This is a genomic window from Stenotrophomonas sp. GW821-FHT01H02A (genome assembly GCF_059422145.1).
Map to the genome: position 1 here is coordinate 519,877 of NZ_JBWKWI010000001.1, position 25,276 is coordinate 545,152.

Here is a 25,276-nt window from a genome sequence, read left to right on the forward strand (position 1 = left end):
TTTCAGCTTGCGCGGGTAGGGGGGCACTGGTATAAAAGCACCACTCGCGAGTCAGCGTAAATCTGAATTCGGCGAACAGAGAACTTCACTGGCATTCGACGGCGTATCGTCGTCGGGTGTCTCAATGTTGAATCCGCGGAATCCCCGCCAAAGGAGCTGTAGAGAATGAACAAGACCGAATTGATCGACGCCGTTGCTGAAGCCGCCGACCTGACCAAGGCCGAGTCCAGCCGCGCCGTTGATGCCGTCATCGCTTCCGTCACCAAGGCCCTGAAGGGCGGTGACGCGGTGACGCTGGTGGGCTTCGGCACGTTCCAGGTCCGCGACCGCGCTGCCCGTACCGGCCGCAACCCGAAGACCGGCGACACCATCAAGATCGCTGCGTCGAAGAATCCGTCGTTCAAGGCTGGCAAAGCCCTGAAGGATGCCGTAAACTAAGCGGCTTGCTGGGGTGCTTAGCTCAGCGGTAGAGCGTCTCCTTTACACGGAGAGGGTCGGGGGTTCGAAACCCTCAGCACCCACCAGGCACTGCCAGTAAAGTTTTGAAATGTGGAGCGGTAGTTCAGCTGGTTAGAATGCTGGCCTGTCACGCCGGAGGTCGCGGGTTCAAGTCCCGTCCGCTCCGCCAGTTTCAATAGGGCCCCTGAGCGATCGGGGGCCTTGTTTTCTCCAGCGACGCAGGTCGCGGTGAAGGTGGTAGAGCCGACCGTTGGTCGGCTGAAAAAGTTCAAGCGCGGAGCGGTAGTTCAGCTGGTTAGAATGCTGGCCTGTCACGCCGGAGGTCGCGGGTTCAAGTCCCGTCCGCTCCGCCAGTTTTAAAAAAACCTCGAAAAAAGCAGTATTTCGGGGTGGGCAATCTGAATATCTTCGGATAGAATGAGCGCCTGCAAAGTTTCAAGTGCGGAGCGGTAGTTCAGCTGGTTAGAATGCTGGCCTGTCACGCCGGAGGTCGCGGGTTCAAGTCCCGTCCGCTCCGCCAATCTTTGAAGAGCCCTTGGTGAAAACCAAGGGCTTTTTTTTGTTCTCGATTCAATGGATTAATCAGCACCGCGTCGCCGACCGTACCTCGGGTGTGATCGACCGGTGGGCTGCGGGCCGATCGCGCGCGGGGGCGGGGGGCGGGCACTTTTGGAGCCTGCCGCGAAGCGGGTTACACTGCCGGGCTCGCCAATCAGGCCTTGATTTTTCCCATGCTGCAGAAACTTCGCGACAAGACCTCGGGCTGGATCGTTACCGTGATCCTGGGGCTGCTGATGATTCCGTTCCTGTTCGTGATCGACTCCAGCTACCTCGGTGGCGTCGGCTCGCAGAACGTGGCCAAAGTGGCCGCACCGCCGACCTGGTGGAAGTCCGCCCCGTCGTGGTGGCCGGTCTCGTTCCTGTGGCAGCACCATGAAATCAGTTCCAACGATTTCCGCGTGCGCTTCGAGCAGGCGCGCCAGCAGGCACGCCAGGAGCAGGGTGAGGATTTCGATCCGCGCCAGTTCGAGAGCACCGAAAGCAAGCTGGCCGTGCTCGACCAGATGATCGACGAGCAGGTCGTCCGCCTGGCCGGCGAACAGTCCGGCATCGTGATCGGCGATGCCGCCGTGCGCGAGTACATCGCCTCGATCCCGGCGTTCCTCGGCGCCGACGGCAAGTTCAACCAGGACAACTATCGCATCGCGCTGGCCAGCGGCAATCCGCCGCGCACGCCGACGCAGTTCGAAGCATTGGTGCGCGAGAGCATCCAGCAGTCGATCATTCCGTCTGCCCTGCAGCGTTCCGGGTTCACCACCCAGGGCGAAGCCGAGCGCCTGATGAAGCTGCTGGGCGAAACCCGTGACGTCGAACTGGCCGCACTGCCGGAAACCCCGGCCGACACCGCCGAAGTGACCGACGCCCAGATCAAGCAGTGGTACGACAGCCACACCAAGGATTTCCGCCAGCCGGAAACCGTGTCGCTGGAGTACGTCGAGATCAACGGTGCGAACCTGCCTGCGCCGGCGGCCGCCGACGAAGCCACCCTGCGCAAGCGCTATGACGACGAGAAGGCGCGCTTTGCCACGCCGGAACAGCGCCTGGCCTCGCACATCCTGATCGCCGCCGATGGCAGCGATCCGGCCAAGCTCAAGGCCGCTGAAGAGAAGGCCACCCGCCTGGCCGCGGAAGCCAAGGCACCGGGCGCCGACTTCGCCGCGCTGGCCAAGGCCAACTCCGAAGATCCGGGTTCCAAGGACACCGGCGGCGACCTGGGCTGGGTGGAGCGCGGCGCGATGGTGAAGCCGTTCGAAGACGCCCTGTTCGCGATGAAGGCCGGCGAAGTGACCGGTCCGGTCAAGACCGACTTCGGTTTCCACGTGCTCAAGCTGCGCGAGACCAAGGGCGGCGAAGGCCGTTCGTTCGAGGACGTGCGTGACCAGCTGGCCGCCGAGCAGCTCAAGGCCGACACCGACCGTGTGTTCACTGAGCTGAGCGGCCGCCTGGTCGATCTGGTCTACAAGAACCCGACCTCGCTGGAAGGCCCGGCCAAGGACATGAGCCTGCCGGTGCAGACCATCGGTCCGTTCACCCGCACCACCGCCAGTGGCATCGCCGCCAACCCGGCCGTGTTGCGCGCGGCGTTCTCGGACATCCTGACCCAGGATGGCACCGTCAGCGACCCGATCGAGCTGGGCCCGAACCACAACGTCATGATCCGCGTGACCGAGCACAGCCCGGAACAGGCGCTGCCGCTGGAGAAGGCGCGTGAGCAGGTGATCGCCGCGATCCATGCCGACCGCACCCGCCAGGCCTCGGAGAAGGCCGTGGACGCCGTGCTGGCCAAGCTGAAGGCCGGTCAGACCCTGCAGGCGCTGGCGACCAGCGAGAAGCTGCAGATCAGCCCGCTGCCGGGCCTGCCGCGCACCCAGCCGGTGCCGACCCCGGAAATCAACCGCGCCGTGTTCAGCGCGCCGCTGCCGGCCGAAGGCAAGCCCAGCTACGGCAAGGTTGCCGTGCAGGGCCGCTACGTGATTTACGCGGTGACCAAGGTCAGCCCGGGCGACATCGCCGAAGTGGACGCCGCGCAGAAGGAGCAGCTCAAGGAGCATCTGAGCCAGATCGACGGCATGGCGGCGGCCAAGGCCTACGTTGAAGCGATGCGCAAGCACTTCAAGGTGCAGACCGAAGAAGCCAACCTCTGACCGGGCAGGCTTCTGCTGGACCACGGAAAGCCCGGCCATGCCGGGCTTTCTGCGTCATGGCCTCGTGCGCGCCGGCGGCCCCCGGAAACGACGATGCCCGGCAGGGCCGGGCATCGTCAGCATCGATATCGGGAGGGGGCCGGCTCAATCCTCGACGCGCAGCACCGCCCCTGGCTTCAGTACGCTGCTGCCGCTGAGCCCATTGAGGGACAGCAGGGCCTTCAGTGGCATCCCGTAGCGGCGGGCGATCGCCCAGGCCGACTCGCCATCACGCACGGTATGGCGGCGGCTCCGCGGGCGATCCGCGCTGGCCACGGTACGGGTGGCGGTCGGCCCCGGCGAGGTCCGCGCGGTCGCGGTGTCCGTCGGCGCGCTCGGGGCGACTGCGATGGCGGCCACGCTGGCGCTGGCATCCACCGGCGCATGCGCGGTCGGGGCCAGAACCGTCACCTGGCCGGCCGGGCGGCCCTTGCCGCTGGCCAGGGCCGGGTTGAGGCGGGCAATCCGGGCAGGATCCAGGTCGCGCTGCTGCGCCCACTGCTGAACGCTGGTGCCGGCCGGCAGGGTGTGGCCCTTCAGCACCGGCACGGTGCGGTCCAGCGAGGCCATCACCGCAGGCTCGGTTTCCGCGTCTTCCAGCACGCAGGCCAAGGCGTGCAGTTTCTCGACATACGCATAGGTCACCGGCGACAGGCCGGGCAATTCCGCCGGACGTGCGTTCTGCGCGTTCATGCCGGCCTTGCGCAGCGACTGCAGCACCCGGTACTCGCCGGCGTTGTAGGCCATGGTGGCCAGGCGCCAGTCACCGCCGAACATGCCGTGCAGGGTCTTCAGGTAGCGCACTGCGGCCTGGGTGGAATCCACGGCGGACAACCGGCCGTCGTAGCCCGGGGTCATCTGCACGCGGTGGTTCTTGGCGGTGGTGGCGATGAACTGCCACAGGCCGGCCGGGCCGCCACCGTTGCGGGCGTTGGGCCGGTAGCCGCTTTCCACGAAGGGAATCAGCGCGAACTCGGTCGGCAGGTCGGATTTGCGGAGCTCTTCAACCACATAGCCGAACAGCACCAGGGCGTCATCGTCCTGGTTGGCCAACCGCGAGGGGGCGTGCGCGAACTGCTTCTGCCAACGCGGGCTGGTCGCCTCGGCGTCGCAGGTGGGTTCGGCCAGGCCATCGCGGAAGCTGGCGAAGATGTCCTGCCCGTTGCGCACCGAGGCCGGCGGCAGCGCCGCGGCGGTGAGGGGGAGGGAGGACAGGCCGGCCACGTTCTGCGACATGCCGGCGGTCAACGACTGGGCGCCCGCGCTGCCGGCCACGGCGATCGCCAGGCCAAGCGCGAGCGGCAACAATCGCCGACTCATGTTCGAAATCCGTCTTTCCAGTGTCGCAGTCCTGCGACGACATCGACTTCATCGGTAACGGGACGCCCAAGATGGGCGCTGACGGCCGCCTGGATGGCGGGGGTACTCGTACGCAGGAACGGATTGCATTCCAGCTCGCTTGCCAGTGAAACCGGCAGCGTGGGCAGGTCATCGCGGCGCATGGCCAAGGCCTCCTCATGGCGCTGCGACAACGCAGCGTTGGTGGGGTCTACATGCCGCGCGAAGACGGCATTGGACAGGGTGTACTCATGGGCGCAACAGACCATCAGTTGCGCCGGCAGGGACGCCAGCTTCCGCAGGGATGCCAGAAGCTGGGGAGGCGTACCTTCGAACATGCGCCCACAGCCCAGGCTGAACAACGCATCGCCACTGAAAAGGTGTTCAGCGGTGTGAAACGCGATGTGGCTCCGGGTGTGCCCGGGCACGGATACTACGTGGAACCCCAGCCCCAATGCCTGAACGTGTTCACCTTCGCCGACGCGATGCGCCGGCACAGCGATGCGCGGCTCGACCGGCGCATACACCTCCACAGCGGGAAAACGGGCCTGCAGCTCGGCCACGCCGCCGATGTGATCGTCATGGTGATGCGTCAGCAGGATGCTGTGGGGAACCCAGCCCTGCTGCGCCGCGGCAGCCAGAACGGGAGCGGCCTGGCCGGGGTCGATGACCACGGCGCGGCCGTCGTCGGCGACCAGCGCCCAGATGTAGTTGTCCGCAAACGCGGGTAGGGCGGTCAGTCGCATAGAATTGGACCATGCCCCCCGCGCCGAGCCCCCGTCAAGCGACAGTCGCATCCTGGTTTGATACTGAACCGGCACAAGCCTTGTGCCGCCTGGAGTCCGAGCGCCTGCGCCCGCTGCTTGGCGAACGGCCGGTGAACCCCTGGCTGTGGCTGGCGCCGTCGCCGCAGTGGCTGGACCCCGTGGATCTGCCCGGGCGTGGCCTGCGCCTGTTCCGCGACGCGGCGACCTACGCCGGGGACGTACGCTGCGGGCTGCCGTTGCCGCTGCCCGACGAGAGCGTCAACGCGATCATCCTGCAGCACGTCACCGCCCGCGACGCCGAACAGCTGATCGCGGACTGCGCGCGGGTGCTGATGCCGGGCGGCCGTCTGTGGCTGTCCACGCTCAATCCGTTCAGTCCGTATCGCCGCCAATGGCGCCATCACGGGCTGGTCGTGCGCAGCCCGCAGCGGCTGCGCCACACCCTCACGCAGGCTGGCCTGAGCTGCGAAGACCTGCAGTACCTCGGTCCGATGTGGCGCGGCCGCTCGCCGGCCCGGCGCGACCTCGCCCCGCTGCGGGCCGCCTGCCTGTTCACCGCTGAAAAACGCACTCTGGCCCTGCCGGGACCGACGCCCGTGGCTGCGCCACGCTGGCACGGGACCGTGGCCACCTGATCTGGAATGGAATGAAGACGATAGAAATCCACACCGACGGTTCCTGCCTTGGCAATCCCGGCCCCGGCGGCTGGGCGGCGCTGCTGCGCTACAACGCGCACGAGCGCGAGCTGAGCGGCGGCGAAGCGCATACCACCAACAACCGCATGGAACTGATGGCCGCCATCTCGGGGCTGGAAGCCCTCACTGAGCCGTGCAACATCGTGCTGTTCACCGATTCGCAGTACGTGCGCCAGGGCTTGACCGAGTGGATGCCGGGCTGGATCCGCAAGAACTGGAAAACGGCGGGCGGTTCGCCAGTCAAGAACCGGGAGTTGTGGGAGCGCCTGCACGCGGCCACGCTGAAGCACACCATCGACTGGCGCTGGGTGAAGGGCCATTCCGGCGACCCGGACAACGAGCGCGTGGACCAGCTGGCGCGCGATGCCGCGATCCGGATCCGCGCCGCCGGCCCGGTACACTGAGCCCATGCGTCAGATCATCCTTGATACCGAAACCACCGGCCTGGAATGGCGGAAGGGCAACCGCATCGTCGAAATCGGCTGTGTGGAACTGCTCGAGCGCCGCCCCAGTGGCAACAACTACCACCAGTACCTCAAGCCGGACTGCGAGTTCGAGCAGGGCGCGCAGGAAGTCACCGGCCTGACCCTGGAGTTCCTGGCCGACAAGCCGGATTTCGCCCAAGTGGTGGACGAGTTCCTGGCCTACATCGATGGCGCCGAGCTGATCATCCACAACGCGGCGTTCGATCTGGGCTTCCTGGACAACGAGCTGTCGCTGCTCGATGACCACTACGGCAAGATCACCGACCGCTGCACGGTGATCGATACGTTGAAGATGGCGCGCGAGCGCTTCCCCGGCCAGCGCAACTCGCTGGACGCGCTGTGCCGTCGCCTGGGCGTGGACAACGCCCATCGCCAGCTGCACGGCGGCCTGCTCGATGCCCAGATCCTGGGTGATGTGTACATCGCGCTGACCTCGGGCCAGGAGGAAATCGGCTTCGGCTCGGCCGATGAGAACAAGCCGGGCAGCGCGCACGCGCAGACCTTCGATACCTCCCGCCTGCTGCCGCGCCCGCGCGTGGTCGCCACCGCCTCGGAGCTGGAAGCCCACGAGGCGCGCCTGGCCAAGCTGCGCAAGAAGGCCGGGCGCGCGATCTGGGATGGTGAGCCGGACGCAGTGGAAGCGGTCAGCGCCTGAGGATCCCGGTCGATCCCGACCGCTGGTCGGGACGCCTGCCTCAGTGGCAACGCACCAGGATCACGGTGATGTTGTCCGAGCCGCCACCATCCAGCGCGGCGGCGACCAGGGTATCCACGCATTCCTGCGCACTGGCATCGTCGAAGGCGAGGGTACGGGCGATGCCCTTGTCCTCGACTTCCTCGGTGAGCCCATCACTGCACAGCAGCAGCTGCATGCCCGGGCGCAGTTCACCGGTGGTGGTCGCCACATTCAGGTGCGCCGGATCGGTCACCCCCAGCGCCTGGGTCACCACATTGCGGTGCGGATGCGCGCGCGCCTGCTCGGCGGTCAGATTGCCTTGGGCGACCAGTTCCTGGACCACGCTGTGATCCTGGCTGAGCTGGGCCAGCTTGCCGTCGCGCCACAGATAGGCGCGGCTGTCGCCCACCCACGCCACCTCATACCGATTGCCTTGGACCCGCGCGGCCACCACGGTGGTGCCCATCGGCAGGCTGTCGTTGCGCCGGCGCGAGGTACGGATGATCTCCTCATCCGCGATCCGGATCGCATGCGCCAGCGTCGCCCCGCGCCGGATCTCGCGCACGATGGTTTCGCGCGCCAGCGCACTGGCCACCTCGCCACAGGCGTGCCCGCCCATGCCATCGGCGACCAGCCACAGCGCCAGTTCGCCATCGCCGTAATACGTATCCTCATTGAGGTCACGGCGCAGGCCGGGGTGGGTCAGGTGTCCGAATTCGATCATGGTGGGGCGTGGGCCGGTAGGAATTGCGAGGGATAACGGCATGATCGCGGCCTGCCGGACATCCGGCAAGGCATCCATACAGAAGAAATTCACTTCTTTGTCCGCAATGACTTGTCGCCAGCGCGTCCTACCCGTATCATTCGCCTCCCGGTTCGCCGGGACCATCTGGAGAGGTGGCAGAGCGGTTGAATGTACCTGACTCGAAATCAGGCAGGCGTTTATAGCGCCTCGGGGGTTCGAATCCCCCCCTCTCCGCCAGATAAAAAGAAAAGGGCTGCCCATCGGGCAGCCCTTTTCTTTTTATCTGGCCTGATGGGCGGACGAGAACCCCCGACGGGGGTTCGACGGATTCGCCAGGAGCGAATCCGGACAGACGAACGTCTGGCCCTGGAGCGCGCAAGCGCGGAAGGGCTGGGTGCATGGATGCACCCAGCAATCCCGGCAATGAAGCGGCCACCCCGCAAGCCACGCGACGTCATCACGGTAGAGCGACGCCATGCGTGGCTGCCTTCCGCCGACCATCGCGCAGCCACGCATGGCGTGGCTCTGCCCGAGGGGCCGCACCCTCGCCCCACACCCCTCCAACATACGGTCCGCTAAACTGCCCCCCTCACGTAACGGATCTCCACCATGACCGCTGAAATCCTCGTCCCCGTGTCCTTCGGTGAACTGCTCGACAAGATCTCGATCCTGCAGATCAAATCCGAGCGCATCAGCGACGAGGCCAAGCTGGCCAACATCCGCACCGAGCTGAGCGCGCTGGAAAAGACCTGGATGGCGCACCCGGCCGGGGTCAAGGACATTGCGCGCCTGCGTGCCGAGCTCAAAGCCGTCAACGAGCGCCTGTGGGACATCGAAGACAACATCCGCCTGCAGGACAAGGCGCAGGCCTTCGACGACCATTTCGTCGAGCTGGCGCGCAGCGTCTACCAGCAGAACGATGAGCGCGCCCGCATCAAGAAGGACATCAACCTGGCGCTGGGCTCGCTCTACGTGGAAGAGAAGTCGTACAAGGATTACGCGCCGCGCGGCGCGTAATCGGCGACATACCGCTCGAAGGCGGCAATGCCGTCTTCGACCGTGATCAGCTGCATCACGTCGTCGAACTCGACCTTCGCGCCCCACTTCAGTTCGCTGGCCGGCTTGCCCAGGAACCTGCGCGCGGCATCGTCGTAGCGGTCCACGCAGTAGCGGCGGTCGGAGTAGGGTCCGCTGCGATGCGGATTGCTGGCCGCATGCAGGCCCAGCACCTTGGTGCCCATCGCGTTGGCGATATGCATCGGGCCCGAGTCCGGCGTCATCACCAGCGCGGCGCGCGCGAGCAGCGCCGGCAGCTGCTTCAGCGTGTCCTTGCCGACCAGATCCAGCGCCGGGGTGGTCAGCTGCGCCTGGATGGCATCGGCCATGCCGCGCTCCAGCTCGCTGCGCCCGCCACACAGCACTACCCGCCAGCCGCGCGAGGTGGCGTGGTTGGCCACGGCCGCATAGCGGTCGGCATACCAGTTGCGGCGCACGTGGCTGGAGCAGGGCGATATCATCAGTACCGGGCGGCCGTCGTCGGTCCACTGGGCGTTGGCCCACTCGACTGCCGCGGCCGGCACGGCCAGGTCCCAGCTGACCTCGGTCTGCTTCAGGCCGAGCGGCTCGCAGAAGCTGCCGATCGCATCCAGCACGTGGATGCCGGGGCGGTCGGGGATGCGCTCATTGATGAAAAGCCCGTGAAGGTCCTTGGAGCGGGATTTGTCGTAGCCGATGCGCCGCTTGGCCGGGACGAAGGCCGACAGCACGTTGGCGCGGAAGGCCACCTGCATCTGCAGCAGCGCATCGAAACGCCCGGCCGGCAGGCTGTCGCGCAGGGCGCGCATGCCGGCCAGGCCGGTTTTCTTGTCATAGCTGTGGAAGGTCACGCCGGGCAGCCCCTCCAGCAGCTTGTGGCCGGCCCTGTCGATGATCCAGTGCAGGGAAATGCCGGGATCGGCCTGCTGCAGGGTGCGTACCAGCGGCACCACATGGGTCACGTCCCCCAGCGCGGACAAACGCAAAAGACACAAGGAAGAGGACGTTGGTGCCATGGTGTTGTTAGACTCGAAAGAATGGTCGCATTCGACGCCACTGAAGCGCTGACGCCCTGCCGCGATGGACGCGGTATCGGTGCCATTCTGTTCGACCGCGAAGCGTTGCGGCAAGCCGAGATGAGCCTGTTCGCACCGGCGCACTGGGGCGAGAGGGCGCGGCCGGTTGGCGATGGCGGCCGTGGCGGTGCCTGGTTCGTCGACGCCCCCTTCGGCCATGCCGTGCTGCGCCAGTACCTGCGGGGCGGCCTGGCGGCCAAGCTCAGCCGGGATCACTACATCTGGCGCGGGGCCAACCGCACCCGCAGTTTCGCCGAGTTCCGGCTGATGCGTGCCCTGCGCGCGCAGAAGCTGCCGGTGCCGCGACCGATCGCCGCGTTCTACATGCGCGAAGGGCTGCGCTACAAAGCGGCGATCCTGATGGAGCGGCTGGAGGGCGTGCGTTCGCTGGCCGACCGCGCGCTGGTAGCCGGGCGCGGCGCCCCCTGGGAAGAGACCGGCCGGCTGATCGCGCGGTTCCATCGCGCCGGGCTGGACCATGCCGATCTCAATGCCCACAACATTCTGTTCGACGCCAACGGCCACGGCTGGCTGATCGATTTCGATCGCGGCGTGCTGCGCATCCCCGCCACCCGCTGGCGCGAGCGCAATCTCAAGCGGCTGCTGCGCTCGCTGATCAAACTGCGCGGTGAGCGCAGCCACGATGAGGTCGAGAAGGACTACGCACGGCTGCGCCGCGCCTACGATCTGGCCTGGAACCGGGGTTACTGATGGACTGGGCATTGCGCTTCATGGGGGTCGGCAATGCGTCGGCCGTGCAGCTCGGTTCGCCGATGGCGGTGATCGAGCGCGACGGCCGGCCGTGGCTGACCATCGATTGCGGCGGGGAAGGGCTGACTGCGTTCCAGGCTCACTACGGCCATGTGCCGCAGGCGTTGTTCGTCACCCATGTGCACCTGGACCATGTCGCCGGTTTCGAGCGCCTGTTCGTCGATGCGTATTTCTCGCCGCAGCGTCGTGGGCGCATCCGCGTGTACGTGCCGGCGACGGTGGTGCCACTGCTGCACAAGCGCGTGGCCGATTACCCGAACGTGCTGGCCGAGGGCGGTGCGAACTTCTGGGATGCGTTCCAGCTGATCGTGGTCGGCGATGCGTTCTGGCATGACGGCGTACGCCTGGAAGTGTTCCCGGTCCGCCATCACTGGCCGGAAACCGCGTATGGACTGCGCCTGAAGGGCGCGGTCACCTGGAGCGGCGATACCCGCCCGATTCCGGAAATGCTCGCGCGCTACGCCGACGACAACGAACTGATCGCCCACGACTGCGGCCTGCACGGCAACCCGTCGCACACCGGTGTGGATGACCTGGAGCGTGAGTACACGGCCGAACTGCAGGCGCGGATGATGCTGTACCACTACGCCAGCGAGAGCGACGGCGATGCGTTGCGCCAGCGTGGCCACCGTGTGGCAGTGCCCGGCGAACGTGTGGCGCTGGCCACCCCGACCGCGATGCACGTGCTGGCGCAGGACCCTCCCTGAGCATGGATGACGCGCTGGCCGCCCATCTGCAGGCGCTCGAACGCGCGTTGCATGAGCCGGCGGTCCGCGGCGATGTCGCGCAGTTGTCGGCATTGCTGGACGACGACTTCAGCGAGATCGGCAGCTCGGGCGTCTGCTTCGACCGGGCTGCTGCGTTGGCCGAGATTCCGAGTGAGCGGGCGCAGGTCGAGATCGTGTCCAGCGATTACCAGGTCGTGTTGTTGGCGCCCACCTTGGCACAGGTGCGCTATCGCAGCTGGTATGTGATCGAGGGCGAGCGCCAGCGCGAGGTGCTGCGCAGTTCGCTGTGGCGACGGCGTGGGGAGGCGTGGCGGGTGGTGTTCCACCAGGGCACGCCCGCGGCGCCTTGAGCGGCAGCATCGCGAAGGAAAACAGGGGGCCCCAAAAAGGTGGCGGCCCCGCCGGCTGACCTCGGCGCCCGCGTCGATCGATACCGTTGCTGCCTTCCGGCCCTGGCGGGATTTTCGACCTAGCGTCGCGAGGGGCCGACGGGGCCACCATAGAGACGTTCCGTCTGCAGGGCGATCAGGGATCAGCGGACCGCAGGCGGAAGGTGCAAGGCAGGAACAGGTCCGGCAGTGCAGTCGCGCATTCTAGCGCATGCGCGGCACGCAGTGCCAGACGCCGAGCCTGAATCCCGTGTAGCCCGGTGCCGCCGCGAGCGGCCATGCGGCGGGCGGGTTGCTAAAATGGGTGGCACAGGAGGAACGGCCTCCCCCATTTCGGGAATCACTGACCAGGACGGCCTGGCCCCCATCAAGGAGGGCCGCATGGCCTGGATCTATCTGTTGGCAGCCGGTGTGCTGGAAATCGTCTGGGCGTTCTCGATGAAGCAGTCCGAGGGGTTCAGCAAGCTCACCCCCTCGATCATCACCCTCGTCACCATGATCGCCAGCTTCTGGCTGCTGTCATTGGCAATGCGCACGTTGCCGTTGGGCATCGCGTACACGATCTGGACCGGCATCGGCGCGGTCGGCGCTTTTGTCATCGGCATCACCTTCCTCGGCGAGCAGGTCAGCGCGATGCGGATTGCCGCGGCGGTGTTGATCGTGAGCGGGCTGGTGTTGATGAAGCTGTCGAGCAGCTGAGGGGTTCGATACCCAGGCTGCGGCCAGAACGCAGGCCGCAGCGTCGCGAGTGGATGGGTGGCCGCTTCATTGGGATTGCTGGGTGCATCCATGCACCCAGCCCTTCCGCGCTTGCGCGCTCCAGGGCCAGCCGTTCGGCTGTCCGGATTCGCTCCTGGCGAATCCGTCGAACCCGTTGGGGTTCTCGGCCCCCATGCTTTCCGGAAGACAAATAAAAAGGCCGCCCCTGGGGGCGGCCTTTTTATTTGTCTGGCGGAGAGAGGGGGATTCGAACCCCCGAAGCGCGGTTTAGACGCTTACACACTTTCCAGGCGTGCTCCTTCAACCACTCGGACACCTCTCCGGACCTGCCGCACACAACCCGCTGCAGGGGCGCAGATTCTAGCGGGGGAATCGGAATCGCACAAGCGGTTCGTCACAGGGGCAGGGGGGCTGGACAGGCGTGGCACAATGGTCGTCCCGATGAAGACGGTGGCCTGATGTCCTATCTCGTCCTTGCCCGCAAGTGGCGTCCGAAGCGTTTTGCCGAGCTGGTGGGCCAGGAACACGTGGTCCGTGCGCTCAGCAATGCGCTGGACAGCGGCCGGGTGCACCATGCGTTCCTGTTTACCGGCACCCGCGGGGTCGGCAAGACCACCATTGCGCGTATTTTCGCCAAGTCGCTGAACTGCGAGCAGGGCACCAGCGCTGATCCGTGTGGCCAGTGTCCGGCCTGCCTGGATATCGATTCCGGCCGCTACATCGATCTGCTCGAGATCGATGCCGCGTCCAATACCGGTGTGGATGATGTCCGCGAGGTGATCGAGAACGCCCAGTACATGCCCTCCCGGGGCAAGTACAAGGTCTACCTGATCGACGAAGTGCACATGCTGTCCAAGGCGGCGTTCAATGCGCTGCTCAAGACGCTGGAAGAGCCGCCGGAGCATGTGAAGTTCCTGCTGGCCACCACCGATCCGCAGAAGCTGCCGGTGACGGTCCTTTCGCGCTGCCTGCAGTTCAACCTGAAGCGGTTGGACGAGGAGCAGATCCAGGGCCAGATGACCAGGATCCTGGCCGCCGAGGAGATCGAATCCGATCCGACCGCGATCGTGCAGTTGGCCAAGGCCGCCGATGGCAGCCTGCGTGACGGCCTGTCGCTGCTGGACCAGGCGATCGCCTATGCCGGCGGCGCGCTGCGCGAGGATGTGGTGCGCGCGATGCTGGGTACGGTCGACCGCACCCAGGTTGCCGCGATGCTGGATGCGCTGGCCGATGGCGATGGTCCGCGCCTGCTGCAGACCGTGGCGTTGTTGGCCGAATTTTCGCCGGACTGGAGCGGGGTGCTCGATGCCCTGGCCGAAGCCCTGCACCGGATCCAGGTGCAGCAACTGGTGCCGGGTGCGGCGACGGCGGGCGAGGGGATCGATGCCGAGGCGTTCGCCCAGCGCCTGCGCCCGGAAGTGGTCCAGCTCTGGTACCAGATGGCCCTGGGTGGCCGCCGTGACCTGCACCTGGCGCCGAGCCCGCGCGCCGGGTTCGAGATGGCGGTGCTGCGCATGTTGGCATTCCGGCCGGCGGCGGCCGTCCCGCCCGTGCCCCGCGATCCAGGCACCGGCACCGAAGTAAACAGCGGTAGCCAGGCCAGCGGCCAGGGCACCGGCATGGCCGCTGCGGCAGCGACCGCTGCTCCGGCTCCGGCTCCGGCCGCCAAGGACAGCGCGTCAGCCCCTCAGGCGGCCCCAGTGGCGCCTGAGGCGCCGGTCGCAGCCCCTGTCGTCGCGCCCTCCCAGGCCGCAGCCCCGCCGCTGAAACAAGCGGCTCCCGCCCCCGCCGCCGCCGAACCGGTGAAACCGGCCAAGCCCACCGTCGTGGCCCCCGCTGCCGACGACGATCTGCCGCCATGGCACCAGGAAAACGACGCGGCCGATCGCGATGAAGCGCTGGCAGCCGAAATGGCCACGCCGGACGCGGCCATGGTCGCGCCGTGGGAAGCGCCACCCGAACGTGCCGTGGCACCTGCGGCCCCCGCGCCCGAAGCACCCGCTGCGGGGGTGGCACGCCCGCAGGGCATCGCCATCGCACCCTCGGTGCCGGACGCAGCGCGCCCAGGCGCGACCGGCGACCTGACCGCCGATGGCTGGCTGGAACTGGTCGCGGGCAGCCAGCTCAATGGCCCGTCCAAGCAGTTGGCCGCGCACTCGGCGTTCATCAGCTACCAGCACGGCGTCTTGAAACTGGCGATTTCGCCCGGATTTGAGTACTTGAGTTCGGACCGCTCGCAGGCGGCGCTGATCGCGGCGTTGACCGGCCCCTTGGGCCAGGCGCCGCGTCTGGTGATCGATACCGGCGCGGCCGGTGCCGAGACCCTGCATCAGCGCGCTGACCGCCAGCGTGGCGAACGCCAAACGGCGGCGGAAGCCGCTTTCATGGCCGACCCGTCGGTGCAGTTGCTGATCCAGCAACACAGCGCCCGGGTCGTCGCCGATTCCATTCGTCCTTTTGAAGAGTAAAGAACCATGCGCGGCAATATCGCCCAACTGATGCAGCAGGCCCAGAAGATGCAGGAAAACCTGCAGAAGGCCCAGGAAGACCTCGCCAAGCTGGAAGTCACCGGCAGCGCCGGCGGCGGCATGGTCAGCGTGACCCTGACCGGCGCCAAGGAATGCCGCAAGGTGCGCATCGATCCGTCGGTGCTGTCCGATGCGGAAATGACCGAAGACCTGGTGGCCGCGGCGTTCAACGATGCCTCCAACAAGATCGACGCCGAGTCGAAGAACCGCATGGGTTCGGCGACCGCCGGCATGCAGCTGCCCCCGGGCATGAAGCTGCCGTTCTGAGCCACCGCGTGCGCCGGGTGTCTGCCTGGCGCGACCGTGGTGACCGCGCCGCGAAGCCTCCGGGCTTCGCGCGCTTGTTTCTGAGATGAGCGATCCGCCATGAGCCTGCCCCTGCTCGAACAATTGATCGAGGCCTTCCGCGTGTTGCCGGGCGTGGGCCAGAAGACGGCCCAGCGCATGGCCTACCACGTGCTTGAGCGCGAGCGCGAGGGCGGCCAGAAGCTGGCCGAAGTGCTGGCCAAGGCGATCGAGCGGATCGGGCATTGCGAACAGTGCCGGGATTTCAGCGAGACCGAGATCTGTGCGGTCTGCGCCAACGGCAGCCGCGAGCGCCAGCAACTGTGCGCGGTGGAATCACCGGCCGATCGCCTGGCGATCGAAACGGCCACCGGCTATCGCGGGGTGTACTTCGTGCTGCAGGGGCGGCTGTCGCCGCTGGACGGCATCGGCCCGCGCGAGCTGGGCCTGGATCAGCTGGAGGCGCGCCTGAAGCAGGGCGAGGTCAACGAGTTGATCATCGCCACCAGCGCCACGGTGGAGGGGGAAGCGACCGCGCATTACCTGGCGCAGATGGCGCGCAGCCACAAGGTCCGCCCGAGTCGGTTGGCGCAGGGCCTGCCGCTGGGCGGCGAACTGGAATACGTGGATCGTGGCACGCTGTCGCACGCCTTCGGCACGCGTACCGAAGTCCAGGAATGATGCCGCGCACCGCGCGCTGGTGATCGAAACCCGGGGCGCATCCGCGCTACTCTCCAAGGCCCTGTTCCAAGAGGTGCCCTCATGAGCCACGACACCCTGTTCGGCAAGATCATCCGCCGCGAAATTCCGGCCACCATCGTCTATGAAGACGAGGACGTGCTCGGCTTCAAGGACATCGCCCCGCAGGCGCCGGTGCATGTGTTGTTCATTCCGAAGCACGAGGCGATCCCCACCCTGGATGACGTGCGACCGGAGCAGGCGCATCTGATCGGCAAGCTGGCGATGGCCGCTGCCGAGTACGCGCGCCGCGAAGGTTTCGCACAGGACGGTTACCGCATCGTCATGAACTGCCGCGAGCATGCCGGGCAGACCGTGTTCCATATCCACCTGCACCTGCTGGCCGGCGCGCAGCTGGGTCACTTCGGCACGCCGAACGGCTGAGCGGGCCCGGACAACAAAAAACGCCGCCCGAAGGCGGCGTTTTTTTCAGCACGTCCGCATCAACGAGCGGGACGCGCTACCTCCATGCTTACCACCAGCCCCAGCCGCGGTAGCCCCAACCCGGACCCCAGCCCGGGCCCCAGGGGCCGTACGGGTAGGCCGGCACCACATCGACCTGGCGCTGTTCCGGCCACAGGTAGATGACGTCGGCGTCGAGCTTCGGCAGGCGATAGTCGTACTCGCCGATGCGGGTGTTCTCGTAGCCACCGATCCTGCCGATGAAGGTCACGTCGCGGCCCGGTTCGAACACCGCCGGATCGTAGAAGCCGGCGCGGCACGCGACGAAGCGGCCGTCACTGGCGTCGGCCGAGGTCGTGCTCGGGCGGCCGCTGCCGTTGAGCGGGCGCGAAATCATCTGGAAGCAGGTCTGGCCCTGGCCCGGGTTGGTTTCGATGATGCGGCCACCCCAGCGTACCGGGGTGCCCACCTGCTGGGTGGGAACCGCGTCACGCGGGCTGACCATACTGAACTGCCCCTGCAACGGCTTGGGCGCGGTGGCGCAGGCAGCCAGTGCCAGTGAGGCAGCAAGGGGAAGCAGGATTTGAATCTTCATGGGGATGCTCCGGAGGTCGGGCGATGCCTGCGCAGGTCGCGCAATAATGAAGTGAGGTCGACGTCAGCGCCAGCGTAGCGCGCCTGGACGAAACGCGCGCTGAGCGACAACAACGCCGGGTCGGGCCGTTGCCGGTCCACCCGGCGGGCCCACTCGCCGGCCGGTTCGGCGCTGCTGCGGGCCAGCCCATAGCGTGCGTAGCGGCGTCCCAGCCTGTGCCAGGCCCGCAGCAGCGGGTCGCGCTCGCGTTCGCCCCGGGCCAGCAGCCATGCCATCCAGCCTAGCGCGGCCAGCGCGAAGACAATGAAAATGCCGACCAGCTGTGTCGGATCCAGCCGCTCGAAACCAAACGGTTTAAGAAGCTGCTGCTGGCGGTTGGCATCGAAGGACAGGATCAGGTCGTTCCAGCCCCGGCGCAGCCAGTCGCCGATCTGTCCCGCCTGCAGCCAGCGGCTGTCGAAGGTGCCGATCGCGTCGCCGGCCGCGAGCCGGTCTTCGATCGTGTCATAGACACGTTCGGGTGCGACGGCCGCGGTCGGGTCGACCCGCACCCAGCCGCGCCCGGGCAGCCACACTTCGGCCCAGGCATGCGCGTCCATCCGGCGCAGCACCCAATAGTCGCCATAAGGATTGCGGATGCCACCGGCGAATCCGGTCACGACCCGCGCCGGGATACCCGCGTTGCGCATCAGCACCACGAACGAGGAACTGAAGTGCTGGCAGAAGCCGGCCTGCTGATCGAACAGGAATTCGTCCACGCCATCGCGTCCCGGCTCGGGTGTATCCAGGGTGTAGGCGAAACTCGCCCGGACCCAGTCAAGCGCGCGCTGCACGATCAACCCATCGTTGCTGCCGGCCTGCTGTCGCCATTGGCGGGCGAGCGCGGCGGTACGCGGATTCAAGCCGGCGGGCAGCTGCAGTGCCAGGCCCCGCTCGTAGGGCGTCAATGCTTCGGTATAGGCCACCGCCGGTGCGGAGGTCAGCCGCCAGCGGGTCAGCGCGTTCAACGCGGTGCGGCTGCGCAGGCTGTGGTTGGCGTCCAGATCGCTGCCGGGGGGCGCCTGCAGCGGCAGGTCCAGGGCGACCAGCTGGCGGCGGTCGGTGGGCTCGTAATCGATCTGGTACTCCCATTGCGTGCTGGCATGGGTCACCGCCGCGGGCGCGCGTTCGATCTGGCGCCGGTCCTGCTCCCACCGCTGGCCATCGAAATGGGTCAGCACCGGGCCGCGCCAATAGCGCTGCTGCGGCGCCGGGATCGGACCGAAGAACTGCACGCGCAGGGCGGGGTTGTCGTCGGCCATCAGGTCCAGCCACTGGCCGGGCTCCATCGTATCGGACAGGCCGGGCTTGCCGACCGCGCGGTCCGGGATGCCCCACAGCGGTTCGCTCAACCGCGGGAACAGCCAGAAACCGGCCAGCGCCAGCGGCAGGCCGAGCAGCACCAGCCGGCCGATGCCGCGCAGGTGGCGTGTGAGTGGCGCCGGCGGGGCCTGGCCCTCCAGGTGCGCGAGCCGCTGCAGGGCGAGCAGCGCGACCAGTGCCGCCAACACCGCCAGCGCCATGGTCAGTGGACCCTGGTCGAGCAGGAAGGCCGCGAACGGACCGAACAGCCCGAAGCCGACCAGGCTGCGGGCATCGCGCAGGCTGCGCAGCTCGCTGGATTTCAATGCAAGCATGGCAGCGAGCAGCGCGCAGCCGGTATCGCGGCCGGGGCGCGGGCCCATCTGCCAATAGATGGCGGCAAGCATCGCCAACACCATCAACAGGCGCAGTGCGCCCGGCAGCAGGCGTTGGCGCGAGGCCACGGCGGTGAGCAGGGCGACAGCGGCGATGACGGCCGCCAGCACGGTGGGCAGCTGCAGCAGCAGCGGCAACAGGCCAAGCGCCGCGCTGGCCAGGGTCCAGTAGCGCGCGCCCGGACTGAGCAGGGAGACGGGACGGTCAGTCATGCGGCAACAGCGCCAACGCGCGCTGGCACAGGTGGTGATGGGCGCTGCCGTTGCCCGGGCCCAGCACCGGTTGCCCGGGCAACCTCAGGGTATAGCGACGCCCTTCGCGTTCGGCCAGGTCGACCCAGCGCGCCATGCGCGCGATTCGCGTTTCGGTGCCCAGCGGTGCCAGCTGCCGCCAGTCCAGCACGACCTCCACGCCGACCGGCTTCTCGTACTCGCGCACCAGCAGGGTGTCGCGCCGGGCCGAGTGTTTCCACGCGATGCTGCGCGTCGGGTCGCCGGGGCGATACGGACGCAGCTGATGCAGCTCGTCGCCGCTGGCATGCACACGGGTGTGCAACGGGTCGCCGCCGCTTTCAGGCAGGGAGGGCGCGTGCGTTTCCGGTGCGGCATAGACCAGCAGGGGCGTCTCCGGCCACACCCACGACCATGCGCGGACCAGGCCGAGCGGTTGCGTGGTGGCGATGCGGATCCGGGCCAGGTCGAACCAGCCGCGCTGGTGCGTGGGCAGCTCGAGATCCACTTCGATCTGGTCGCTGTCGACCAGATGCCCGAACGCGGCCACGCCATTGTGTTCGACCTGCAGCCCGCGACGTGCACGGGTATCGGCGCGCGACAGGCTGATGCGCAGCCGCAGCGGGGCCCCTGCGATGACCGGCTCGGCGGACACCGCATCCACCTGCAGCGCGGACAGCTGCAGGTGGGCGCTGATCGCACTGGCGATGCTGACCGTGGCCAGCAGCAGCGCCAGCAGCAGGGCCGGATTGTTGTTGTAGTTCAGTGCGCCGATCAACATCGCCGACAGCAGTGCGGCGACGAACAGCCCGAAGCGCGTCGGCAGCACGTAGATGCGGCGCCGGTCGAACCGGCACGGCAGGTGCTCGGGTCGGCGCGGTCGCGCCAGATGTTGCAGTTGCTGCCAGCGGGCTCCCCAGCCGCGGCGCATCTCAGTCGACCTGCACGGTCTGGAGGATGGCGCGGGCCAGTGCCGGCCCATTGCCGGCTTCGGCCTCCGGCACCAACCGGTGCCCGGCGACCGCGACGAACAGGGTCTGCACGTCTTCGGGCACGACATGGGCGCGGCCCAGCAGCAGCGCATGGGCCTTGGCCGCGCGCAGCAGCGCAAGGCCGGCGCGCGGCGACAGGCCGACGCGTACCCCGGCGTGCTGGCGGCTGCGGGCCAGCAGCGCCTGCACGTAGGTGATCAACGCTTCGCTGGCATGCACCTGGCCGACCGCCTCGCGCAGCGTGCGCACCTCCACCTCGCTCAGGCGTGCGGTGGCCTGCGCGATCAGGTGGCGGCGATCGGTGCCGCGCAGCAGCTCGCGCTCCGATTCGGGGTTGGGGTAGCCCAGCGCCAGCCGCAGCAGGAACCGGTCCAATTGTGAGTCCGGCAGCGGGAACGTGCCGGACAGGTCGACCGGGTTCTGGGTGGCGATCACGAAGAACGGATCCGGCAGCGGGTGGGTCACGCCATCGAGGGTGACCTGCTGCTCGGCCATTGCTTCCAGCAGCGCACTCTGGGTGCGCGGCGGCGCGCGGTTGATCTCGTCGGCCAGCAGCACATGGGTGAAGACCGGGCCGGGGTGGAACTGGAACTGGCGGCTGCCGGCCTCGTAAACCGAGACGCCGAGCACATCGGCAGGCAGCAGGTCGGAGGTGAACTGCACCCGCTGGAAGCCCAGCCCGAGGCTGGAGGCCATGGCGTGGGCGAGGGTGGTCTTGCCCAGCCCGGGCAGATCCTCGATCAGCAGGTGGCCGCCGGAGAGCAGCGCCACGAAGGCCAGCCGCACCTCCTGCGCCTTGCCCAGCACCAGTCCGTTGACCTGATCCTGGGCAGCGCGAAGAGACTGTCGCAATACATCGGTTAGCATGGCTGTCACGGGGGGCGAATGATCCATGTCCGTCTCGTTTCGATGATTCCACTGATTCTATAGAGCAATGCAGGGCGAACAACGCGCACGCACCATATTCCTGTTGTTGTGGACGCTGGTCACCGCCGTCAAGCTGGTGGTGGCCGCACGTCTGCCGTTGTTCGTGGACGAAGCTTTTTACTGGCAGGAAGGCCAGCATCTGGCGGCGGCCTATTCGGACCTGCCCGGGCTGACCGCGTGGTTGGCACGCTTTGGCGTGGAGATCGGTGGCAACCATGTGCTTGCGCTGCGCCTGCCGTTCCTGGCGATCGGTGCGTGGCTGCCGTGGCTGGTCTCGCGCATCGCCACGCGCTGGTTCGGCGCGGTGGCCGGTTGGCAGGCCGGCAGCCTGACCCTGTTGATGCCGTTGTCGGCCACGCTGGGGATGCTGGCCGTGCCGGATGTGCCGATGGCGCTGGCCGCGGTGCTGTGCCTGGATGCCGGCGCGCGCCTGCTGCGCAATGTCGATGCCGCCGCCGCGGTGAAGCTGGCGGCCGGCCTGGCGATCGGTGCGCTCAGCCACTACCGCTTCATCGGCGTGATCGTGGTCGGCTTCATCGCGCTGCTGGTGCTGCCGCAGGGCCGGCGCATGCTGCGCGATCCGCGCGTGTGGGTGGCCCTGGCGGTCGGCGTGCTGGCGTGGCTGCCGCTGCTGTCGTGGAATGCCGACAACCATGATGCGGGCCTGAAATTCCAGGTGGTCGAGCGCCACCCGTGGGCGTTCGAGTGGAGCGGACTGTGGTTCCTGGTGATCCAGCCGATGCTGGTCACCCCGATCCTGTGCATCGCGATGTGGAAGGTCGCCCTGGCCGGCACCCGCTCCGGCGGTGGCGCACGCGCGCAGTGGCGCTACTTCGGGCTGATCGGCGCGGTGTCGACGCTGTCCATCTTCGGGCTGGGTTTCTTCACCGATGTGGAGCGCATCAGTTTCCACTGGCCGCTGCCCGGCTATCTGGCGCTGCTGATCGCGGTGCCGGTGGTGCTCAATGGCTGGCCGCGCTGGCTGCGCCGCACCGGCTGGTGGCTGGCCGGTGCCGGGCTGGCCCTGGCGTTCGGCTACTACCTGATGGTGTCCACGCCCAGCGTGCGCGAGCAGTTGGCCGGCTACAAGTATTACCCGCGCAACTTCGCCGGCTGGGAACCGTTGGCCGGTGCGGTGCGCGAAGAACTGAAAGGCATGCCGCCGGGCACGCGGGTGCTGGCCGGCAACTTCAAGGTCGGCGCGGAGCTGGGCTTCCAGCTGCGCGATCCGTCGATCGAGGTGCTGCGCCACCCGTTGAACGACAAGCACGGCCGCAGTGCACAGCTGGGCCTGTGGGGACTGCTCCACGATGGCCAGCGCGACGCGCCGATGCTGCTGGTGCTCTCGCCCAGCGACCAGCGCTATCGCGATCTGCTGGAGCGCTACCACGCCGTCTGCGACCAGGTAGGCCCGCTGCCGCCGCCGCGCGTGGTCAGCAATGATCATGGCTACCAGCGCTTCCTGCTGTTCAAGCTGCCGGCCAGGCGGGTGGACGGGCCGTGCGTGACCCCGGCGATGGCCTGGGTGGACGCGCCGCAGCCGGATGCGAAGGTCGGTGAGACGCTGGACGTGCACGGCTGGGCCTTCAAGGACGGGGTGGGCATCGAGCGTGTCGAGCTGCTGGTCGATGGCAGGCCGGTGGGCGACGCGGTCTACGGGCGCCCATATGACATCACCGGTGCCTGGAAGATCTCCACCGATCCGCAGCACCCCAACGTGGCCTTCGATGCCACGTTGAAGACCGATCACCTCGCGCCGGGGCGCCATTGGCTGGGCATGACGCTGTACGGCAAGGACGGCAGCGTGGAGCAGTGGCAGGAACAGGCCTTCACCGTGCCCGTGCGCTGAGCACGCGGGCTCTTTCATGGATGACACCTTCATGCGCAACACGCGGCAGGATGCTGCCCCTTCATCTGTGTTCCCTTCGCCTGCCGCGCTGCCATCTGCCGCGCTGACGCGCATGCTGTGGTGCGCGGTGGCCGTGGTCATCACCGTGGGCGTGGCAGCGATGGCGTGGCTTTCGCCGCGCGTGCTGTACGCCGATCCGTGGCGCTTCACCCGGAAACTGCTGGAAATGCCGTGGCCGTCGAACGTGCTGGTCTCGGACAACGGCCATCGCGAAATCCTGCCGAACCTGGTGCGCCATGCCGAACTGGCCTGGCTGCACGGCAACCAATGGCTGCAGATCGGCACCGGGGCGCTGCTCGCCATGGCGACGGTGTGGGTGCTGGCGCGGATCATCAAGACCGATGCGCTGGCACCACCGGTGCGTGCCGCCGCAACCCTGCTCGGCGCGCTGTCGATCTTCTGGCTGGGCAGCCAGCGCGTGCTCACCCATGCCAACGAGTCGGTCCACGCCTACCTGATCACCGTGGCGCTGGTGGCGGGTGTCGCGCTGCTGCTGCGCGGGGATCGTCGCGGCGCGGCGCTGGCCGCCGTGTGCGGCGTGGCGGCGACCTTCTCCTTCGGCAGCGGCGTGGCGGTGTTCGTGGGGCTGGCTGCGGTGCTGGTGGTGCGCCGTGCGCCGCTGTCGCATGGGCTGCCGCTGATCGTCGGGCTGGTCGTGGCCGTCGCCCTGCACCTGGGCATGGGCCGCACCGGCATGCCTTTGGAAATGGTGCTCAAGCCGTTGGCGCAGCTGGACGTGCTGCTGCGCTGGCTGGCCTCACCCTTCATCTACCTGGCCTGGCCCGCGCTGGACCCGGCGGCGGCCCAGCAGTTGCCGTTCGCGCCCGTGCGCAGCGTGGTTCATTCCATTGCGGACACCTACCAGTCGCTGTTCGGGCCGGTGATGACCTCACGCTGGCCGCATCTGCTGATCGGCGCCGCTGGCGTGGTCGGTCTGCTGGGCATGAGTTGGCGCACCTGGCAGCGCGGCCGCACGGCCGGGGCGGGGGAGTCGGTGGCGCTGGCGATGGCGTGGTTCGGGCTGAGTGTGGGCGGGCTGGTCGCCCTCAGTCGCTGGAGCTACTTCGCCGACTACCCCACGCAGCTGGCCGCACCAAGGTATGTGGCCTGGTCGTGGCTGTTCTGGTCCGGCCTGATGCTGTGGGCGACCGTGCGCGTCGGCCTGCGCCGTCCGCGGCGGGTGGCGGGGATCGTCCTGCTGCTGGCCCTGGTGGCGGTGCCGAGCACCGTGTGGATGGCCTACCTCGGCGTCAGCATGCAGCGCGTGGCCAACATGACCGCCACTGCAGCGGCGGCGGGCGTGATCGACCGGGACCAGACCCATGGCGAGAACCTGCCCGACGAAGTGCAGGCGGCGCTGCCCAGCCTGCGCGCACAGGGGGCGTCCATGTTTGCGTGGCCGGAAAGCCGTTATCTGCAGGAGCCGCCCGCCACGAGCACGGCCCGGTCGGTGGCGCTCAGCGAGGTGTCTGCGGTACCGGTAAGCAACCTGCTGGGCGGCCCGGCCTGGCGCGTCGAGTTCAGCGCGCCGAGCCGGGCGCCGCGGCTGGTCCTGCAATGCGAGGGGCGCCCGGTGGGCCTGGCGATGCCGCTGGCTGGCCGCTGGGTCGGCTGGGCCACCGGGGAGCTCGACGCCGGTTGCCTGCAGGCGCTGCAGCTGCGCTGAGGCTCAGGGCAGGGTGTAGCCGGCCTGGCGCAGCAGCCGGCTCAGCGCGATCAGTGGCAGCCCGATCAGCGCGGTCGGGTCGTGGTTCTCGATCGCCTCGAACAAGGTGATGCCCAGGCCCTCGCACTTGAAGCTGCCGGCGCAGTCCAGCGGCTGCTCGGCGGCCACGTAGCGGACGATTTCGGCCGGATCCAGCGCGCGGAAGTGGACCCGGGTCAGGTCGCAGGCCTCGAGTACCTCGCCATCGCGCACCAGGCTGATCGCCGTGTGGAACTGCACTACCTGACCGGACATCGCGGCCAGTTGCGCATGCGCGCCCTCGACCGTGCCCGGCTTGCCCAGCGGGCCGCCGTTCAGTTCCGCGACCTGGTCCGAGCCGATCACCCAGCGACCGGGATGGGTCCGCGCGACGGCGTCGGCCTTGGCCCGTGCCAGGCGCACGGCCACCGCACGGGGGGCTTCGCCGGGCGCCGGAGTCTCGTCCACCTCGGGGCGGGCGGTCTCCAGGGGCACGCCGAGCCGCGCCAGCAGTTCACGGCGATAGCGGGAGGTGGAGGCCAGCAGCAGTGGGGTCATGCGACAATACCGGGGTGCGGAAGGGCGGCAGTCTGGCCCCTCGGGCCGGGGATCGGCAACCTG

Annotated in this window: 25 protein-coding genes, 6 tRNA genes and 1 other RNA gene; 21 read left to right on the plus strand and 11 right to left on the minus strand. The window is 67.9% G+C overall.

From position 1 onward, the window contains the following. Positions 1–165: 165 nt before the first annotated feature. The 6 genes from AC07WC_RS02425 (at position 166) to AC07WC_RS02450 (ending at position 3,164) form a co-directional block, all read left to right on the plus strand. Positions 166–438, plus strand: a complete 273-nt coding sequence (locus AC07WC_RS02425; RefSeq protein ID WP_019185801.1) for an HU family DNA-binding protein — start codon at positions 166–168, stop codon at positions 436–438. 11 nt (positions 439–449) lie between these two features. Then, positions 450–524 (plus strand) — tRNA-Val (locus tag AC07WC_RS02430). A 27-nt stretch (positions 525–551) separates the two neighbouring features. Next, a tRNA-Asp gene (locus tag AC07WC_RS02435) sits at positions 552–628 on the plus strand. A 107-nt stretch (positions 629–735) separates the two neighbouring features. After that, positions 736–812, plus strand: a tRNA-Asp gene (locus tag AC07WC_RS02440). A 90-nt stretch (positions 813–902) separates the two neighbouring features. Continuing rightward, positions 903–979: transfer RNA gene (locus tag AC07WC_RS02445), tRNA-Asp, on the plus strand. 211 nt (positions 980–1,190) lie between these two features. Then, positions 1,191–3,164, plus strand: coding sequence for a peptidyl-prolyl cis-trans isomerase (locus AC07WC_RS02450; protein ID WP_495208595.1), 1,974 nt, complete (start codon positions 1,191–1,193; stop codon positions 3,162–3,164). A gap of 144 nt (positions 3,165–3,308) precedes the next feature. Here the strand turns inward: AC07WC_RS02450 and AC07WC_RS02455 are convergent, their stop codons facing one another. Both AC07WC_RS02455 and gloB read right to left on the minus strand, forming a co-directional pair. Further along, a complete protein-coding gene (locus AC07WC_RS02455) occupies positions 3,309–4,523 on the minus strand; it encodes a lytic transglycosylase domain-containing protein (RefSeq protein ID WP_495208596.1) in 1,215 nt (404 codons plus the stop codon). Further along, complete coding sequence (gene gloB / locus AC07WC_RS02460) at positions 4,520–5,287, minus strand: hydroxyacylglutathione hydrolase (protein ID WP_495208597.1); 768 nt, start codon at positions 5,285–5,287, stop codon at positions 4,520–4,522. The genes AC07WC_RS02455 and gloB overlap by 4 nt, the downstream gene beginning before the upstream one ends. Before the next feature lie 11 nt (positions 5,288–5,298). Here gloB and AC07WC_RS02465 point away from each other — a divergent pair, with 11 nt between their 5' ends. The 3 genes from AC07WC_RS02465 to dnaQ are packed head-to-tail and all read left to right on the plus strand — an operon-like array spanning position 5,299 to position 7,143. Then, complete coding sequence (locus AC07WC_RS02465) at positions 5,299–5,943, plus strand: class I SAM-dependent methyltransferase (protein ID WP_495208598.1); 645 nt, start codon at positions 5,299–5,301, stop codon at positions 5,941–5,943. Positions 5,944–5,954: 11 nt separating this feature from the next. After that, entirely contained in the window at positions 5,955–6,407 is a 453-nt protein-coding gene (rnhA, locus tag AC07WC_RS02470; protein WP_121042991.1) for a ribonuclease HI, read from the plus strand. Between the two features lie 4 nt (positions 6,408–6,411). Continuing rightward, positions 6,412–7,143 (plus strand): DNA polymerase III subunit epsilon, encoded by a 732-nt coding sequence (gene dnaQ / locus AC07WC_RS02475; RefSeq protein WP_495208599.1) that lies wholly within the window; start codon positions 6,412–6,414, stop codon positions 7,141–7,143. 40 nt (positions 7,144–7,183) lie between these two features. On the opposite strand, the gene AC07WC_RS02480 is transcribed toward dnaQ, so the two are convergent. After that, positions 7,184–7,888 carry a PP2C family protein-serine/threonine phosphatase gene (locus AC07WC_RS02480; protein ID WP_019185793.1) on the minus strand — a complete coding sequence of 235 codons (705 nt, stop codon included), beginning with the start codon at positions 7,886–7,888 and terminating at the stop codon, positions 7,184–7,186. Between the two features lie 167 nt (positions 7,889–8,055). Between AC07WC_RS02480 and AC07WC_RS02485 the strand changes: the two genes are divergently transcribed. Continuing rightward, positions 8,056–8,146: transfer RNA gene (locus AC07WC_RS02485), tRNA-Ser, on the plus strand. 372 nt (positions 8,147–8,518) lie between these two features. Next, a complete protein-coding gene (locus tag AC07WC_RS02490) occupies positions 8,519–8,926 on the plus strand; it encodes a DUF6165 family protein (protein ID WP_019185792.1) in 408 nt (135 codons plus the stop codon). On the opposite strand, the gene AC07WC_RS02495 is transcribed toward AC07WC_RS02490, so the two are convergent. After that, the gene (locus AC07WC_RS02495) at positions 8,905–9,960 is read right to left on the minus strand and encodes a glycosyltransferase family 9 protein (RefSeq protein WP_495208600.1); all 1,056 of its coding nucleotides are present in this window, start codon (positions 9,958–9,960) and stop codon (positions 8,905–8,907) included. The two genes, AC07WC_RS02490 and AC07WC_RS02495, sit on opposite strands and share 22 nt — an antisense overlap. Positions 9,961–9,981: 21 nt before the next feature. Between AC07WC_RS02495 and AC07WC_RS02500 the strand changes: the two genes are divergently transcribed. The 3 genes from AC07WC_RS02500 to AC07WC_RS02510 are packed head-to-tail and all read left to right on the plus strand — an operon-like array spanning position 9,982 to position 11,869. Further along, on the plus strand, positions 9,982–10,731 hold the full coding sequence (locus AC07WC_RS02500) for a 3-deoxy-D-manno-octulosonic acid kinase (protein ID WP_495208601.1): 750 nt from the start codon (positions 9,982–9,984) through the stop codon (positions 10,729–10,731). Then, positions 10,731–11,498 carry an MBL fold metallo-hydrolase gene (locus tag AC07WC_RS02505; RefSeq protein ID WP_495208602.1) on the plus strand — a complete coding sequence of 256 codons (768 nt, stop codon included), beginning with the start codon at positions 10,731–10,733 and terminating at the stop codon, positions 11,496–11,498. Before AC07WC_RS02500 ends, AC07WC_RS02505 begins: the two co-directional genes overlap by 1 nt. Positions 11,499–11,500: 2 nt before the next feature. After that, positions 11,501–11,869 (plus strand): nuclear transport factor 2 family protein, encoded by a 369-nt coding sequence (locus AC07WC_RS02510; RefSeq protein WP_495208603.1) that lies wholly within the window; start codon positions 11,501–11,503, stop codon positions 11,867–11,869. Positions 11,870–11,914: 45 nt separating this feature from the next. On the opposite strand, the gene ffs is transcribed toward AC07WC_RS02510, so the two are convergent. Then, positions 11,915–12,011: signal recognition particle sRNA small type (gene ffs / locus AC07WC_RS02515), an RNA gene on the minus strand. A 278-nt stretch (positions 12,012–12,289) separates the two neighbouring features. On the opposite strand from ffs, the gene AC07WC_RS02520 reads away from it, so the two are divergent. Beyond that, entirely contained in the window at positions 12,290–12,607 is a 318-nt protein-coding gene (locus AC07WC_RS02520) for a DMT family transporter (protein WP_495208604.1), read from the plus strand. A 250-nt stretch (positions 12,608–12,857) separates the two neighbouring features. Here the strand turns inward: AC07WC_RS02520 and AC07WC_RS02525 are convergent. Beyond that, positions 12,858–12,950: transfer RNA gene (locus AC07WC_RS02525), tRNA-Ser, on the minus strand. 136 nt (positions 12,951–13,086) lie between these two features. Here AC07WC_RS02525 and dnaX point away from each other — a divergent pair. From dnaX to AC07WC_RS02545, 4 genes are all read left to right on the plus strand, one after another. After that, the gene (dnaX, locus tag AC07WC_RS02530; protein WP_495208605.1) at positions 13,087–15,096 is read left to right on the plus strand and encodes a DNA polymerase III subunit gamma/tau; all 2,010 of its coding nucleotides are present in this window, start codon (positions 13,087–13,089) and stop codon (positions 15,094–15,096) included. 6 nt (positions 15,097–15,102) lie between these two features. Next, a complete protein-coding gene (locus AC07WC_RS02535) occupies positions 15,103–15,423 on the plus strand; it encodes a YbaB/EbfC family nucleoid-associated protein (protein WP_495208606.1) in 321 nt (106 codons plus the stop codon). Positions 15,424–15,522: 99 nt separating this feature from the next. Then, entirely contained in the window at positions 15,523–16,122 is a 600-nt protein-coding gene (recR, locus tag AC07WC_RS02540; RefSeq protein ID WP_495208607.1) for a recombination mediator RecR, read from the plus strand. An 81-nt stretch (positions 16,123–16,203) separates the two neighbouring features. Further along, positions 16,204–16,563, plus strand: a complete 360-nt coding sequence (locus AC07WC_RS02545) for a histidine triad nucleotide-binding protein (RefSeq protein ID WP_121043042.1) — start codon at positions 16,204–16,206, stop codon at positions 16,561–16,563. A gap of 88 nt (positions 16,564–16,651) precedes the next feature. Here AC07WC_RS02545 and AC07WC_RS02550 read toward each other — a convergent pair whose 3' ends face one another. From AC07WC_RS02550 to AC07WC_RS02565, 4 genes are read right to left on the minus strand one after another with little or no spacing between them, the layout of a single operon-like run. Then, entirely contained in the window at positions 16,652–17,176 is a 525-nt protein-coding gene (locus AC07WC_RS02550; protein ID WP_495208608.1) for a Slp family lipoprotein, read from the minus strand. Continuing rightward, complete coding sequence (locus AC07WC_RS02555) at positions 17,173–19,125, minus strand: transglutaminase TgpA family protein (RefSeq protein WP_495208609.1); 1,953 nt, start codon at positions 19,123–19,125, stop codon at positions 17,173–17,175. Before AC07WC_RS02555 ends, AC07WC_RS02550 begins: the two co-directional genes overlap by 4 nt. After that, positions 19,118–20,074: a DUF58 domain-containing protein gene (locus tag AC07WC_RS02560; protein ID WP_495208610.1), complete on the minus strand. Its 957-nt coding sequence runs from the start codon at positions 20,072–20,074 to the stop codon at positions 19,118–19,120. The genes AC07WC_RS02555 and AC07WC_RS02560 overlap by 8 nt, the downstream gene beginning before the upstream one ends. A gap of 1 nt (position 20,075) precedes the next feature. Then, on the minus strand, positions 20,076–21,029 hold the full coding sequence (locus AC07WC_RS02565; RefSeq protein WP_495208611.1) for an AAA family ATPase: 954 nt from the start codon (positions 21,027–21,029) through the stop codon (positions 20,076–20,078). Between the two features lie 40 nt (positions 21,030–21,069). On the opposite strand from AC07WC_RS02565, the gene AC07WC_RS02570 reads away from it, so the two are divergent. Together AC07WC_RS02570 and AC07WC_RS02575 are read left to right on the plus strand one after the other, a co-directional pair. Beyond that, positions 21,070–22,911: a glycosyltransferase family 39 protein gene (locus tag AC07WC_RS02570; RefSeq protein ID WP_495208612.1), complete on the plus strand. Its 1,842-nt coding sequence runs from the start codon at positions 21,070–21,072 to the stop codon at positions 22,909–22,911. Between the two features lie 16 nt (positions 22,912–22,927). Then, positions 22,928–24,637, plus strand: a complete 1,710-nt coding sequence (locus AC07WC_RS02575; RefSeq protein WP_495208613.1) for a hypothetical protein — start codon at positions 22,928–22,930, stop codon at positions 24,635–24,637. Between the two features lie 3 nt (positions 24,638–24,640). On the opposite strand, the gene AC07WC_RS02580 is transcribed toward AC07WC_RS02575, so the two are convergent. Further along, positions 24,641–25,213, minus strand: a complete 573-nt coding sequence (locus AC07WC_RS02580; protein WP_495208614.1) for a Maf family protein — start codon at positions 25,211–25,213, stop codon at positions 24,641–24,643. Between the last annotated feature and the right edge of the window lie 63 nt (positions 25,214–25,276).